Genomic DNA, 15509 nt, shown 5'->3' with positions numbered 1-15509 from the left:
GAAAAAGTCACGCTTATGCGTATTGCTGCCAAAATATTTACTGAATATGAATACTTAGCGTGCCCGGGGCGATATTCTTAATTCCTTCAATTTTTGCCCGACCCGGGCGACTACAATCATTTCGTTTGCGCCGCGGTTCGTTTGCGCGCGCATGTGGGGAAAACGAAACCGCCGGAGAGCACACAGAGCAATGAATAAACGATTAAAAACAGGCCTGATTAGCGTGGTGGTACTGGCTGCGCTGGCGGGCGCTTACTACTGGTGGCAGCATCCGGCCGAGCCAGCACAGGCTAACCAGGCTGATGGTCAGCCGCATCACGGACGCGGTGGCAACAACAGCGGCGGACGCCGTCCGCTGGCACCGGTGCAGGCCGCAACGGCGACCACCGAAAGCGTGCCCTATTACCTCAGCGGACTTGGCACCGTCACCGCGGCCAATACCGTTACGGTGCGCAGTCGGGTCGATGGCCAGCTGATGGCGCTGCACTTCACGGAAGGTCAGCAGGTGGAGGCCGGCGCGCTGCTGGCAGAAATCGATCCCCGCCCATGGCAGGTAGCGCTCACCCAGGCGCAGGGCCAGCTGGCCAAAGATCAGGCGACGCTGGCTAACGCGCGCCGCGACCTCAGCCGTTATGAAAAGCTGGCGAAAACCTCGCTGGTGTCGCAGCAGGAGCTGGATACCCAGCGCTCGCTGGTCAGTGAAACCCTCGGCACCATCAAAGCCGACGAAGGCAATGTGGCCAGCGCGCAGCTCAATCTGACCTACAGCCGCATCACCGCGCCGATTGCCGGACGCGTCGGGCTGAAGCAGGTGGATGTCGGCAACTACATTACCGCCGGCGATACCAATGGTCTGGTGGTGATCACCCAGACGCACCCGATTGACGTGGTGTTCAGCGTTGCCGAGAACAATATCAGCCAGATCCTGAAAGCCCAGAAAAGCGGCCAGCCGCTGCCGGTTGAAGCCTGGGATCGCAGCAATAAAACCCTGCTGACCACGGGTGCGCTGCTGAGCATTGATAACCAGATCGATGTCACCACCGGCACCATTAAACTCAAGGCGCGCTTCAGCAATCAGGACGACGCCCTGTTTCCCAATCAGTTTGTTAATGCCCGGCTGAAGGTCGATACGCTGCAAAACGCGGTGGTGATCCCGACCGCCGCGCTGCAGATGAGCAACGACGGCCACTTTGTCTGGGTGGTGAACAGCGATAACAAAGTGAGTAAGAAACGCGTCACCGCCGGGCTGCAGGATAGCCAGAAAGTGGTGATTGATGCCGGGCTGCAGGCCGGTCAGCGCGTGGTCACTGACGGTCTCGACCGTCTGACCGAAGGCGCCACGGTGGAAATTGTCGCCGCACAGAGTACCGCCACGCACAGCACGCGCGCGGCGCAACCGGCTCGCGGAGAACGTCAATAATGCAGGTGATGCCTCCCGACGCCAGCGGCGGCCCGTCACGCCAGTTTATTCTGCGCCCGGTGGCCACCACGCTGCTGATGATCGCGATTTTGCTGGCCGGCGTGCTGGGCTATCGCTTCCTGCCAGTTTCCGCGCTGCCGGAAGTCGATTACCCGACCATTCAGGTCGTCACGCTCTATCCCGGCGCCAGCCCGGATGTGGTGACCTCGTCGATTACCGCGCCGCTCGAGCGCCAGTTCGGGCAGATGTCCGGCCTGAAGCAAATGGCGTCGCAAAGCTCCGGCGGTGCCTCGGTGATTACGCTGCAGTTCCAGCTGACGCTGGCGCTCGACGTTGCCGAACAGGAAGTGCAGGCGGCGATCAACTCTGCCACTAACCTGCTGCCTAACGATCTGCCAAATCCGCCGGTGTACAGCAAAGTGAATCCGGCCGATCCGCCAATCATGACGCTGGCCGTTACCACCACCAGCATGCCGCTGACACAGGTGCAGGACATGGTGGAGACGCGGGTGGCGCAGAAGATTTCCCAGGTCTCCGGCGTCGGTCTGGTCACGCTCTCCGGCGGCCAGCGCCCGGCAGTGCGGGTGAAGATGAACGCTCAGGCGCTGGCGGCCCTCGGCCTTACCAGCGAGACGGTGCGCACCGCCATCAGCAACGCCAACGTCAATTCGGCGAAAGGCAGTCTTGATGGCCCAACGCGCTCCATCACGCTGTCAGCCAATGACCAGATGACCTCCGCGGAGGATTACCGCAAGCTGATCGTCAGCTACAGCAACGGCGCGCCGGTGCGGCTGGGCGACGTCGCCACGGTTGAACAGGGCGCAGAAAACAGCTGGCTGGGCGCCTGGGCCAACCGTCAGCCGGCGATTGTGCTGAACGTGCAGCGCCAGCCGGGCGCCAATATTATCGCTACCGCTGACAGCATCCGCGCGCTGCTGCCGTCGCTGACCGCCACGCTGCCGAAGTCGGTTGACGTCAAACTGCTCACCGATCGCACCACCAACATTCGCGCCTCGGTAGCGGATACCCAGCATGAGCTGATGCTGGCCATCGGGCTGGTGGTGATGATCATCTATCTGTTTCTGCGCAACGTCCCGGCCACCATTATTCCGGCGGTCGCGGTGCCGCTGTCGCTGGTCGGCACCTTCGCCGCCATGTATTTCCTTGGCTTTTCGATCAATAACCTGACGCTGATGGCGCTGACCATCGCCACCGGCTTTGTGGTCGATGACGCCATCGTGGTAATCGAGAACATCTCGCGCTACATCGAAAAAGGCGAAAAGCCGATGACCGCCGCGCTGAAAGGTGCCGGTGAGATTGGTTTCACCATCATCTCCCTCACCTTCTCGCTGATCGCGGTGCTGATTCCGCTGCTGTTTATGGGCGACGTGATTGGCCGTTTGTTCCGCGAGTTCGCCGTGACGCTGGCGGTGGCGATTCTGATCTCGGCGGTGGTCTCGCTGACGCTGACGCCGATGATGTGCGCGCGCATGCTGAGCGCCGAATCGCTGCGCAGGCAGAACCGCTTCTCCCGCGCCAGCGAGGCGATGTTCGATAAGGTGATTGCCGGCTATGGCCGCTGGCTGACGCGCGTGCTGCGCCACCCGTGGCTGACGCTGTCGGTGGCGCTTGGCACACTGCTGCTGACGGTGCTGCTGTGGGTGGTGATTCCGAAGGGCTTCTTCCCGCAGCAGGACAACGGCATCATTCAGGGCACGCTGCAGGCGCCACAGTCGGTCTCTTACGCCAGTATGGCGCAGCGCACCCGCGACGTGGCGTCGATCATTATGAAAGATCCGGCGGTGCAGAGCCTGACCTCGTTCGTCGGCGTGGATGGCACCAACGCGGCGCTTAACAGCGCGCGGCTGCAAATTAACCTGAAACCGCTGGACCAGCGTGACGATCGTATTCCGGCAGTGCAGCAGCGGCTGCAGCAGGCGATCGATCGCCTGCCCGGCGTGTCGCTGTGGCTGCAGCCGGTACAGGACCTGACCATTGATACCCAGGCGAGCCGCACGCCGTACCAGTTTACCCTGCAGTCAGGTTCGCTGGAGTCGCTGGGCAGCTGGGTGCCGAAACTGCTGGCACAGCTCAATACGCTGCCACAACTGCGCAACGTCAGCAGCGACTGGCAGGATCAGGGGCTGGAAGCCTTTGTGCGCGTCGATCGCGACAGCGCCAGCCGGCTCGGCATCAGCATGGCCGACATTGATAACGCGCTGTACAACGCCTTTGGCCAGCGCCTGATCTCAACGATTTACACCCAGGCCAATCAGTATCGCGTGGTGCTGGAGCAGGACAACACGCAAACCCCCGGTCTCGCTAGTCTCGATGCGATTCGCCTGAACAGTAGCGACGGCGGCAGCGTGCCGCTCAGCGCCATCGCGCAAATCGAAGAGCGCCACGCTGCGCTGAGCATTAATCATCTCGACCAGTTCCCGTCGGCCACCTTCTCGTTTGACGTGGCGCACGGCTACTCGCTCGGCGATGCGCTGCAGGCGATCACCACGGCAGAAGATCAGGTCGGCATGCCGGCAGAGATGATGACGCAGTTCCAGGGCAGCACGCTGGCGTTTGAAGCGGCGCTGACCAGCACCATCTGGCTGATCGTCGCGGCGGTAGTGGCGATGTATATCGTGCTCGGCGTGCTGTATGAGAGCTTCATCCACCCGATTACCATTCTGTCGACGCTGCCCACCGCCGGCGTTGGCGCGCTGCTGGCGCTGATGCTGAGCGGCAACGAGCTGGATATCATCGCCATCATCGGCATCATTTTGCTGATCGGTATCGTGAAGAAGAACGCCATCATGATGATCGACTTCGCGCTGGCCGCCGAGCGTGAACAGGGCATGGCGCCGCGTGAGGCGATCTATCAGGCCTGTCTGCTGCGCTTCCGGCCGATTCTGATGACCACGCTGGCGGCGCTGCTTGGCGCGCTGCCGCTGATGCTCAGCACCGGCGTCGGCGCGGAGCTGCGTCGTCCGCTCGGCATCGCCATGGTCGGTGGCCTGGTGCTGAGCCAGGTGCTGACGCTGTTTACCACCCCGGTGATCTATCTGCTGTTTGATCGCCTTGCCCACGCCACGCGCCGGCGTCTGAAAGGCACGGAGGCGCAGTCGTGAAGTTTTTCGCCCTGTTTATCCATCGGCCGGTTGCCACTACGCTGCTGACGCTGGCGATTGCGCTGGCGGGCATTCTTGGCTTCCGTCTGCTGCCGGTGGCGCCGCTGCCGCAGCTGGATTTCCCGGTGATTCTGATCTCGGCCTCGCTGCCCGGCGCGTCGCCGGAAACCATGGCGGCCTCGGTCGCCACGCCGCTGGAGCGCTCGCTGGGCCGCATTGCCGGCGTCAGTGAAATGACCTCCACCAGCTCGCTGGGCAGCACGCGCATCATCCTGGTGTTTGATTTCGACCGCGACATCAACGGCGCGGCGCGCGATGTGCAGGCGGCGATCAATGCCGCCCAGAGCCTGCTGCCGACCGGCATGCCCAATCGTCCAACCTACCGCAAAGCCAACCCGTCCGATGCGCCGATCATGATCCTCACCATGACCTCGGATATTTATAATCCCGGTCAGCTGTATGATTACGCGTCGACGCAACTGGCGCAGAAGCTGTCGCAGATTGATGGCGTCGGTGATGTCACGGTAGGCGGCAGTTCGCTGCCGGCGGTGCGCGTCGACCTCAATCCGCAGGCGCTGTTTAATCAGGGCGTGTCGCTGGATGCGGTGCGCACCGCCATCAGCAACGCCAACCAGCGCCGTCCGCAGGGTGCCATCGACGATACCCAGCAGCGCTGGCAGGTACGGACCAACGATGAGCTGCAAACCGCCAGCGTCTACCAGCCGCTGGTGGTGCATTACAACAACGGCGCGGCGGTACGGCTGAGCGATGTGGCGAACGTGCAGGATTCGGTACAGGACGTGCGCAACGCCGGGATGACCAACGGTAAACCAGCGGTGCTGCTGGTGGTGCGCAAGTCGCCGGACGCCAACATTATCGATACCGTCGACCGCATCCGGGCGGAAATGCCGGAGCTGCATGAGGTGATCCCGGCGGCCATCGACCTGCAAATCGCTCAGGACCGCTCGCCCACCATCCGCGCCTCGCTGCATGAAGTGGAGCAGTCGCTGGTGATCGCCGTGGCGCTGGTGATTCTGGTGGTGTTTTTCTTCCTGCGCGACGGCCGCGCCACGCTGATTCCGGCGGCGGCGGTACCGGTGTCGCTGATTGGTACCTTCGCCGCCATGTACCTGTGCGGTTTCAGCCTGAATAACCTGTCGCTGATGGCGCTGACCATCGCCACCGGCTTTGTGGTGGATGACGCCATTGTGGTGCTGGAGAACATCGCGCGTCACGTCGAAGCTGGGATGAAGCCGCTGCAGGCGGCACTGACCGGGGTGCGCGAGGTGGGCTTTACCGTGCTGTCGATGAGCCTGTCGCTGATTGCGGTGTTCCTGCCGCTGTTGATGATTGGCGGTATTATTGGCCGCTTCTTCTCGGAGTTTGCCATCACGCTGTCGGTGGCGATTCTCATCTCGCTGTTTATCTCCATTACCCTGACGCCGATGATGTGCGCGTATCTGCTGAAACCGCAGGCGAAGCGCAGCCAGCCGCGTACGCGCGGATTTGGCCGCGTGCTGCTGGCGGTGCAGCAGGGCTATGCGCGCTCGCTGGGCTGGGTGCTGAACCACGCGATCTGGGTGCTGTTGCTGCTGCTCGGCACCGTCGGGCTGACCATCTGGCTGTTTATCGCCATCCCGAAAACCTTTATGCCCGAACAGGACACCGGCCGTCTCAACGGCTTTATCTCCGCCGATCAGAGCATTTCGTTTCAGGCGATGCGCGGCAAGCTGCAGGATTTCATGAACATCATCAAGGCTGACCCGGCGGTCGATAACGTCACCGGCTTCACCGGCGGCTCGCGCACCAACAGCGGCTCGATGTTTGTGTCACTCAAGCCGCTGTCAGAACGCAGCGAAAGCGCGCAGGAAGTGATCGCCCGCCTGCGCGTGAAGCTGGCGAAAGAACCGGGTGCCAACCTCTACCTTAATGCGGTGCAGGATATTCGCGTCGGCGGACGCGAGTCGAACGCCAGCTACCAGTACAGCCTGCTGTCGGATAACCTCGCCGATTTACGTGAGTGGGAGCCGAAAATCCGCAAGGCGTTTGCCGCGCTGCCAGAGCTGGCCGATGTGAATTCGGATCAGCAGGACAACGGCAGCGAAATGGCGCTGACTTACGATCGCGAAAGCATGGCGCGCCTCGGCATCGACGTGTCGGCGGCCAATGCGCTGCTGAATAACGCCTTCGGCCAGCGGCAAATCTCCACCATCTACCAGCCGCTGAATCAGTACAAAGTGGTGATGGAGGTGGATCCGCGCTATACCCAGGATGTCAGCGCGCTGGATCAGATGTTCGTGATCAACAGCGACGGCAAAGCGATTCCGCTCAGCTGGTTTGCCAAATGGCAGCCGGCCAACGCGCCGCTGTCGGTCAACCATCAGGGGCTGTCGGCGGCCTCGACCATCTCGTTTAACCTGCCGGAAGGGGTCTCGCTGTCGCAGGCGTCAGAGGCCATTGACCGCACCATTACGGCGATTGGCGTGCCGTCCAGCGTGCGCGGCAGCTTCGCCGGCACCGCGCAGGTATTTCAGGATTCGCAGTCGAACCAGCTGTGGCTGATGCTGGCGGCGATTGCCGCGGTGTATATCGTGCTCGGCATTCTGTATGAGAGCTACGTGCATCCCCTGACGATTCTCTCTACCCTGCCCTCGGCGGGCGTCGGCGCGCTGCTGGCGCTGCAGCTGTTTAATACGCCGTTCAGCCTGATTGCGCTGATCGGCATCCTGCTGCTGATCGGTATCGTGAAAAAGAACGCCATCATGATGGTGGATTTCGCGCTGGAGGCGGAGCGCAACGGCAACCTGTCGGCGCGCGACGCCATTTTCCAGGCGTGCCAGCTGCGTTTCCGCCCGATTCTGATGACCACGCTGGCGGCGCTGTTTGGTGCGCTGCCACTGGTGCTGACCAGCGGGGACGGCGCGGAGCTGCGCCAGCCGCTGGGCATCACCATTGCCGGTGGGCTGGTGATGAGCCAGCTGCTGACGCTGTACACCACACCGGTGGTGTACCTGATGATGGATAAACTGCGCCGTCGGAAAAAGCAGCCGCGGTTGATAACGGAGCCATGACGTCATACCTGCACTAAGCGTAGCGGCGCAATTCAACGCGCGATAAATCGCGCCGCTACGCGACCTGCGGCTGATGAAACTGTTAACACGGGATGACCATGAACGCACAAACCGCCACCGTCCGCTGGCAACTGTGGATTGTGGCCTTCGGCTTTTTTATGCAGACGCTGGATACCACCATTGTGAACACCGCGATTCCGGCGATGGCCCACGATCTCAACGTCAGCCCGCTGCATATGCACTCGGTGATTGTCTCCTACGTGCTCACCGTAGCGGTCACGCTGCCGCTCAGCGGCTGGCTGGCGGACCGCTTTGGCGTGCGCAACATCTTCTTCTGCGCCATCGTGCTGTTTAGCCTCGGTTCGCTGCTGTGTGCCTTCGCCACGTCACTCGAGCAGCTGGTGATGGCGCGCGTGGTCCAGGGCATCGGCGGCGCGATGATGGTGCCGGTCGGCCGGCTGACGGTGATGAAAATCGTGCCGCGTGAGCAGTACATGTCGGCCATGACCTTTGTCACCCTGCCCGGCCAGATTGGCCCGCTGCTCGGCCCGGCGCTGGGCGGCATTCTGGTGGAGTATGCCAGCTGGCACTGGATCTTCCTGATCAACATTCCGGTCGGCATCATCGGTGCCATTGCCACGCTGCTGCTGATGCCGAACTACACCATGCAGACGCGACGCTTTGACTTCCTCGGTTTTGTGCTGCTGGCGGTCGGCATGGCTACGCTGACGCTGGCGCTCGACGGCCAGCGCAGCGCCGGCGGCTCGCCGCTGCTGCTGTGCCTGCTGATTCTGCTGGGGGTGTTTTCCCTGCTGTTCTACCTGATGCACGGCCGCAACAACGATAACGCGCTGTTTAGCCTGAAGCTATTTGACAACCGCATTTACGCCATCGGCCTGCTCGGCAGCTTCACCGGCCGCATCGGCAGCGGCATGCTGCCGTTTATGACGCCGATTTTTCTGCAGGTGGGTCTCGGCTTTAGCCCGTTCCACGCGGGTCTGATGATGATCCCGATGGTGCTGGGCAACATGGGCATCAAACGCGTGGTGGTGCGCATTGTGAACCTGTTTGGCTATCGTAACGCGCTGGTGGGCGGCACCCTGGCGCTGGCGCTGGTGGTGCTGCTGTTTCCCGTGGTGGCGCTGCTTGGCTGGATCTGGCTGCTGCCCGTGGTGCTGCTGTTGCAGGGCATGGTCAATGCCATCCGCTTTTCGTCCATGAATACCCTGACGCTGAAAGAGCTGCCGGACGAGCTGGCCTCGAGCGGCAACAGCCTGCTGTCGATGATCATGCAGCTGTCGATGAGTATCGGCGTCACCGTGGCTGGTTTGCTGCTCGGCGCTTTCGGCCATGGCGCGGTGAGCGACAGCGCCGCGACCCATCAAACCTTTATGTACACCTATTTGTGCATGGCGCTGGTGATTGCGCTGCCGGCGCTGGTGTTCTGGCGCGTACCCGCCGATGTGAGTAAAAATGTGGACCTGAGAGGCAGGAGTAAAGGATGAAGCAGCCGGTAAAACTCGGCATCAGCGCCAAACTGTTTATGGCGATTTTTTCCACCTGCATGCTGGTGATCATCACCATGCACTGGGGCGTGCGCCTCAGCTTTGAGCATGGCTTTGTCGATTACATCAAAAAGGGCAACGAGCAGCGCCTGACGCTGCTGAGCGATGCGCTGGCCGATCAATACGAACAGCACGGTAGCTGGGATTTTCTGCGTAACAACGACCGGCTGATTTTCACCATTCTGCGCTCGCTGGAACAGAATCCCGGCAGCGGCACTCAGCTGCCGCCGCACGGCTGGCGCACCCAGTTCTGGATTATCGATCAGCAGTACAAAATATTGTCCGGCCCGCGCTCGCCGGTGCCGCCGGAAGGCTCGCGCCGCAATATCACCACCAGCAACGGCAAGATTGTTGGCTGGGTGATTGCCTCGCCCGCCGAGCGACTGACGCGCAGCACCGACATCAACTTTGACCATCAGCAGCGCCAGACCAGCTGGCTGATCGTCGGCCTCACCACGCTGCTGGCCGCGCTGGTCACCTGGCTGCTGGCGCGCGGCCTGCTGGCGCCGGTGAAACGGCTGGTGGACGGCACCCATCAGCTGGCGGCGGGCAAATTTACCACCCGGGTGGAGGTCGGCAGCAGCGACGAAATTGGTCAGCTGGCGCGCGACTTCAACCAGCTGGCGCGCTCGCTGGAGAAAAACGAGAGCAACCGGCGCGCCTTTATGGCCGATATTTCCCATGAGCTGCGTACGCCGCTGGCGATTTTGCGCGGTGAGCTGGAGGCGATGCAGGATGGCGTGCGCAAGCTGACGCCCGACGCCATCAGTTCGCTGCAGAGCGAAGTCGCGCTGCTGACCCAGCTGGTGGAAGACCTGCACCAGCTGTCGCTCTCCGACGCGGGCGCCCTCGCCTACCGCAAACAGCCGGTGGATCTGGTCAGTCTGCTGGAGGTGGTGGCGGGCAGTTTTGGCGAACGCTATCGCAGCCGGGGGTTGACGCTCAGCCTGATGCTGCCGGCGCAGGCCAGCAGCTTTGGCGATCCGGACCGGCTGATGCAGCTGTTTACTAACCTGCTGGAAAACAGCCTGCGCTACACCGATGCCGGCGGCACGGTGCAGCTCAGTATGCAGCTCAGCGGCGAGCAGTGGCAGCTGCAGTTTGCCGACAGCGCACCGGGCGTCGAGCGCCAGCAGCAGGCGCAGCTGTTTGAGCGCTTCTTCCGCGCCGAAAGCTCGCGCAATCGCGCCAGCGGCGGCTCCGGGCTCGGTCTGGCGATCTGCAAGAATATTGTTGAGGCGCATGACGGCAGCATTAATGCGGCCGACTCTGATTTAGGTGGGCTGAAAATCACGCTAAACTTGCCGTATGTTCCTCACTAGACACCCTTTATGAGCACGGAAAATAGCGATCCCCTGATTCTTGTTGTGGAAGACGAACCCAAACTGGCGCAGCTGATGATTGATTATCTGCAGGCGTCAAACTACCGCACGCACCATCTCGCCGATGGCAACGCGGTACTGAGTTACGTGCAGCAAACGCCACCAGACCTGATGCTGCTGGATTTGATGCTGCCGGGCCGTGACGGCCTGACGCTGTGTCGGGAAATCCGCCGCTTCTCCGAGCTGCCGATTATCATGGTGACCGCACGCACGGAAGAGATCGATCGCCTGCTCGGGCTGGAGATTGGCGCTGACGACTATATCTGCAAACCCTTCAGCCCGCGTGAAGTGGTGGCGCGGGTGAAAACCATTCTGCGCCGGGTGAAACGTTCGCCAGAAGAGGCGCAGCTGGCCTCGCATCTGCTGATCGACGAAGGGCGTTTCCAGGCCAGCTGGCGCGAACAGCCGCTGGAGCTGACGCCCGCCGAGTTCCGCCTGCTGAAAACGCTGGCGCTGGAGCCGGGCAAAGTGTTCTCGCGCGAGCAACTATTGAACCATCTGTATGACGACTATCGCGTGGTCACCGATCGCACCATTGACAGCCACATCAAGAACCTGCGGCGCAAGCTGGAGAACCTTGATGCCGAACAGCCGTTTATTCGCGCCGTGTACGGCATGGGATATCGCTGGGAAGCGGATGTTGGCCGCCTGCTGTAACCGCTTAGATTGATCCAGGTCAATTTACATCGGGAGTCGCCCTGCCTACAATTCCCCACCTTTTGCAGGGCCGCCTGACGCGGCCGCTGCACGTGCCATCCGTGATGACATGCTGACCTGACATCAGTGAGAACTTCCCATGCTTAAACCCGAACTGCTTTCGCCGGCAGGCACGCTGAAAAATATGCGTTACGCCTTTGCCTACGGCGCCGACGCGGTGTATGCCGGCCAGCCGCGCTACAGCCTGCGCGTGCGCAATAACGAATTCACCCATGAAAACCTCGCTAAAGGCATCAGCGAAGCGCACGCGCTCGGCAAGAAGTTTTACGTGGTAGTAAACATTGCCCCGCACAACGCCAAGCTGAAAACCTTTATCCGCGATCTGACGCCGGTCATCGAAATGCAGCCGGATGCGCTGATCATGTCCGATCCTGGCCTGATCATGCTGGTGCGCGACGCCTTCCCGCAGATGCCGATTCACCTGTCGGTGCAGGCTAACGCGGTGAACTGGGCCACGGTGAAGTTCTGGCAGCAGATGGGGCTGACGCGCGTGATTCTGTCACGCGAGCTGTCGCTGGAGGAGATCGCCGAAATTCGCCAGCAGGTACCGGAGATGGAGATTGAAATCTTTGTTCACGGCGCGCTGTGCATGGCCTACTCCGGCCGCTGCCTGCTCTCTGGCTATCTGAATAAGCGCGATCCCAATCAGGGCACCTGTACCAACGCCTGCCGCTGGGAATATAACGTGGCCGAAGGCCAGCAGGATGAAGTCGGCAACATTGTTGGCTTTCATCAGCCGGTTGCGGTGCAGTCCGCGACGCTCGGCGTCGGTCAGCCTACCGACCGGGTATTCCTGCTGGAAGAGAAGATGAAGCCAGGCGAGGTGATGAGCGCGTTCGAAGATGAGCACGGCACCTACATCATGAACTCGAAAGATCTGCGCGCGGTGGCGCACGTCGAACGCCTGAGCCAGATGGGCGTGCATTCGCTGAAAATTGAGGGCCGCACCAAATCGTTCTACTACTGTGCGCGCACCGCGCAGGTGTACCGCCGCGCAATCGACGATGCGGCCGACGGCAAACCTTTCGATCCGGCACTGCTGGAGACGCTGGAAGGGCTGGCGCACCGCGGCTATACCGAAGGTTTTTTGCGTCGCCACACCCATGACAGCTATCAAAACTACGAGCAGGGTTTTTCCATTTCGGAGCGTCAGCAGTTTGTAGGTGAATTCACTGGTGAGCGGCGCGGTACGTGGGCGCAGGTGGCGGTGAAGAACAAGTTCATGCTGGGCGATAGCGTAGAGATCATGACGCCGGACGGCAATCTCAACTGCACGCTGCAGGCGATGCAGAATGACAAGGGTGCCGCGGTTGAGGTGGCTCCGGGAGATGGTCATCGCGTCTGGATCAGCGTGCCGGAGGGGGTCGATCTGGCTTATGCGCTGCTGCTGCGCAATTTTACCGACGGTAACAGCACTTACGATCCGCACGGTAAAAATCGCACTAAATGAAAAGAAAACGGCGAAGTTAGAACAGGATCACAGACCGCCGCTTCGCCGCGCTTTAGAATCGCGCCTGCTGCTAACGAGTAACAACAAACAGCAGGTAGTACCAGGAACCACCTCATTCACCCGCCCGGCTCCCCCGTGCGGGTTTTCTTTTTTTCATCGTTCGCCGATAAAGTTCCCGCCGCAGCTATGCTATAACCACAGCTCTGTCTTACTCATCAGGGAAGCGATAATGCAAAATAAACCCCTCACTTTGCTGATTCTGAATGGAAAAGGCGCAGGCAATGAAGAGTTGCGCGCCGCCGTGAATACCCTGCGCGACGAAGGCTTTAACCTGGCGGTGCGCGTGACCTGGGAAAAAGGCGACGGTGACCGCTACGTGCAGGAAGCGCTGCAGTTGCAGGCGGAAACCGTAGTGGCTGGCGGCGGCGATGGCACCATCAATGAGATTGCCACCGCGCTGGCCGCCCTGCCGCCAGCGCAGCGGCCGGTGCTGGGGATTTTACCGCTTGGCACTGCCAACGATTTTGCTACCAGCGCCGGTATCCCGGCAGAAATGGAAGCGGCACTGCGGCTGGCGGTGCTGGGCAAAGCCACGGCCATCGATCTGGCGCGGGTGAACGGCGACCGTTACTTCATCAACATGGCGACCGGCGGTTTTGGCACACGCATCACTACGGAAACGCCGGAGAAACTGAAATCGGCGCTGGGCGGCGTCTCCTATTTTATTCATGGCCTGATGCGCGTTGATGCGCTGAAGCCGGACAGCTGCGAAATCAGCGGACCGGGCTTTCACTGGCAGGGTGACGCGCTGGTGATTGGCATTGGCAATGGCCGTCAGGCCGGTGGCGGACAGCGGTTGTGTCCGGAAGCGCTGATCAATGACGGACAACTTAATCTCAGCATCGTAACCGCCCAGGAGCTGCTGCCAACGCTGCTGCACTCGCTGACGCGCGACGACGAAAACCCGAACATTGTCGCGGCACAGCTGACGTCACTGACCATCCGTTCACCGCATGAGATGACCTTTAACCTCGACGGCGAGCCGCTGTCCGGCAGCGAGTTTGTGATTGAGGTGCAGCCCGGCGCGCTGAGCTGCCGCCTGCCGCCGCAGTGTGCGTTGCTGGCGTAATCTTTGGAAAATTTCTGCATTATCCCGGTGCGCATAAATGCGCACCCTGTGAGGCTCGCCATCCCTGCACGCACCGTGTAGGGTCGCCGTTGATGGCGAGCGGTTACGTGCGTCTGCGGCTGACGCTCTGCATCACACCTTCATCCAGCGGCGCTCCACGGCGGAAATCGCCACCGCTTCCAGCACCTTCTGCACCTGCAGCCCTTCGGCAAAATCCGGCCACATGCGATCGCCGGCGGCGATGCCGTTAATCAGATCGCGAATCTCGACCGTTTTCTGATCGTTAAAACCGATGCCGTGGCCAGCCGAGACGCAGAAGCTGGCGTAATCGGGGTGCGCCGGGCCGGTGAGAATGGTTTTAAAGCCCTGGCGACCGGCCGGATCGTCGTGCAGATACAGTTCCAGCTCAGCCATGCGCTCCTGCGTGTAGCGCAGCGTGCCTTTGGTGCCGGTCACCACATAAGTCAGCCCCATCTTGCTGCCGCAGGCGATACGCGAGGTTTCAATCACGCCGTGCGCGCCATTTTTAAAGCGCAGCAGCGCGCTGGCCTGATCTTCATTTTCCACCGGCAACATTCGTGACGGCGCCTTCGGATCCGGTCGCTGTTTGATCACCGTCATCATGTCACCGCTCACCTCATCAATATCACCGACCAGATAGTGCGCCATGTTGACGATATGCGCCGCCAGATCGCCAAGCGCGCCGAGACCGGCCAGTGCTTTCTGACAGTGCCAGTCGAGCGGCGTCTCCGCGCGCGCCAGGTAATCTTCGTTATGGGTGCCGTAAAAGTGCACCACTTCGCCGATCTCACCGCGCGCGATAATCTCCCGTGCCAGCTGGCTGGTGGGGTTTTTCATGTAGTTGAAGCCCACCAGGGTTTTCACCCCCGCCTGCTGCGCCGCCTGCACCATCTCTTCGGCATCGGCCACCGAGAGCGACAGTGGCTTTTCGGAGTAGACGTGCTTGCCGTGGCGAATCGCCTCCAGCGCCATCTCTTTGTGCAGGAAATTGGGCGCGCAGATATCGACTACGTCGATGTGCGGATCGCGCACCAGCTCGCGCCAGTCGCCCGTCGAACGGGCAAAGCCAAACGTCGCCGCCTGCTGCGCCGCCAGCGCCGGATTCACCTCTGCCAGCATCTCGCGCACAATCTCGCCCTTCAGGGCAAACACCGTGGGTGCCTGCGCGTAGGCAATCGCGTGACAACGCCCAATATATCCACTGCCAATCATACCGATTCTGACTTTGTTCATGCTGCACCTGCGGTTCACGGGGAAGAGTTTCCCGGAATATATGTTTCGTTTTGGGCGGCGACAACGGCGAAATGAAATATCTGTGATCATACATGCGAGGTATCTGACAGAAGCGACAAATCAGAATGTAATTTTGCATAGCATTGGTGACATCTCTCACAATCAGGCGCAGTGCTGGCGCTAATTCGCGCCATCGCGCGGGCCCGCGCCGGGCAATTGACGCTTTATTCAGCAGTCAGAAAAAATTGTGAAAAAGAGCTTTGACAAGCCACAGCCTGCCCGATAATATGCGCCCCGTTCCAAACGATTCCTCTGTAGTTCAGTCGGTAGAACGGCGGACTGTTAATCCGTATGTCACTGGTTCGAGTCCAGTCAGAGGAGCCAGATTTAGAAAAGCCT

9 protein-coding genes and 1 tRNA gene are annotated in these 15509 nt (G+C 61.0%); 9 read left to right on the top strand and 1 reads right to left on the bottom strand.

The window, feature by feature from the left end:
* Positions 1-190: 190 nt before the first annotated feature.
* The 8 genes from AC6I8P_RS06935 to yegS all read left to right on the top strand — a co-directional run bounded on the left by AC6I8P_RS06935 (position 191) and on the right by yegS (position 13856).
* Positions 191-1420 (top strand): MdtA/MuxA family multidrug efflux RND transporter periplasmic adaptor subunit, encoded by a 1230-nt coding sequence (locus AC6I8P_RS06935; protein ID WP_021509315.1) that lies wholly within the window; start codon positions 191-193, stop codon positions 1418-1420.
* The gene (locus AC6I8P_RS06930; RefSeq protein ID WP_282995954.1) at positions 1420-4542 is read left to right on the top strand and encodes an MdtB/MuxB family multidrug efflux RND transporter permease subunit; all 3123 of its coding nucleotides are present in this window, start codon (positions 1420-1422) and stop codon (positions 4540-4542) included. The genes AC6I8P_RS06935 and AC6I8P_RS06930 overlap by 1 nt, the downstream gene beginning before the upstream one ends.
* Complete coding sequence (mdtC, locus tag AC6I8P_RS06925; protein WP_498031078.1) at positions 4539-7613, top strand: multidrug efflux RND transporter permease subunit MdtC; 3075 nt, start codon at positions 4539-4541, stop codon at positions 7611-7613. Before AC6I8P_RS06930 ends, mdtC begins: the two co-directional genes overlap by 4 nt.
* A 98-nt stretch (positions 7614-7711) precedes the next feature.
* Positions 7712-9118 (top strand): multidrug transporter subunit MdtD, encoded by a 1407-nt coding sequence (gene mdtD, locus AC6I8P_RS06920; RefSeq protein WP_498031077.1) that lies wholly within the window; start codon positions 7712-7714, stop codon positions 9116-9118.
* Positions 9115-10500: an envelope stress sensor histidine kinase BaeS gene (baeS, locus tag AC6I8P_RS06915; protein WP_058757282.1), complete on the top strand. Its 1386-nt coding sequence runs from the start codon at positions 9115-9117 to the stop codon at positions 10498-10500. Before mdtD ends, baeS begins: the two co-directional genes overlap by 4 nt.
* A gap of 9 nt (positions 10501-10509) precedes the next feature.
* On the top strand, positions 10510-11217 hold the full coding sequence (gene baeR / locus AC6I8P_RS06910) for an envelope stress response regulator BaeR (protein WP_031280058.1): 708 nt from the start codon (positions 10510-10512) through the stop codon (positions 11215-11217).
* A 139-nt stretch (positions 11218-11356) separates the two neighbouring features.
* On the top strand, positions 11357-12727 hold the full coding sequence (gene trhP / locus AC6I8P_RS06905) for a prephenate-dependent tRNA uridine(34) hydroxylase TrhP (protein WP_394541814.1): 1371 nt from the start codon (positions 11357-11359) through the stop codon (positions 12725-12727).
* A gap of 229 nt (positions 12728-12956) precedes the next feature.
* On the top strand, positions 12957-13856 hold the full coding sequence (gene yegS, locus AC6I8P_RS06900) for a lipid kinase YegS (protein WP_058757280.1): 900 nt from the start codon (positions 12957-12959) through the stop codon (positions 13854-13856).
* Positions 13857-13988: 132 nt separating this feature from the next.
* Here yegS and AC6I8P_RS06895 read toward each other — a convergent pair whose 3' ends face one another.
* A complete protein-coding gene (locus tag AC6I8P_RS06895; RefSeq protein WP_058769954.1) occupies positions 13989-15110 on the bottom strand; it encodes a Gfo/Idh/MocA family protein in 1122 nt (373 codons plus the stop codon).
* A gap of 308 nt (positions 15111-15418) precedes the next feature.
* Between AC6I8P_RS06895 and AC6I8P_RS06890 the strand changes: the two genes are divergently transcribed.
* Positions 15419-15494: transfer RNA gene (locus tag AC6I8P_RS06890), tRNA-Asn, on the top strand.
* The last annotated feature ends 15 nt before the right edge of the window (positions 15495-15509 follow it).

It is taken from the genome of gamma proteobacterium symbiont of Lampromicra miyakona (assembly GCF_059730895.1).
Note: the sequence above shows the minus strand (reverse complement) of the source record. Positions and strands in the feature narration are given on the sequence as shown.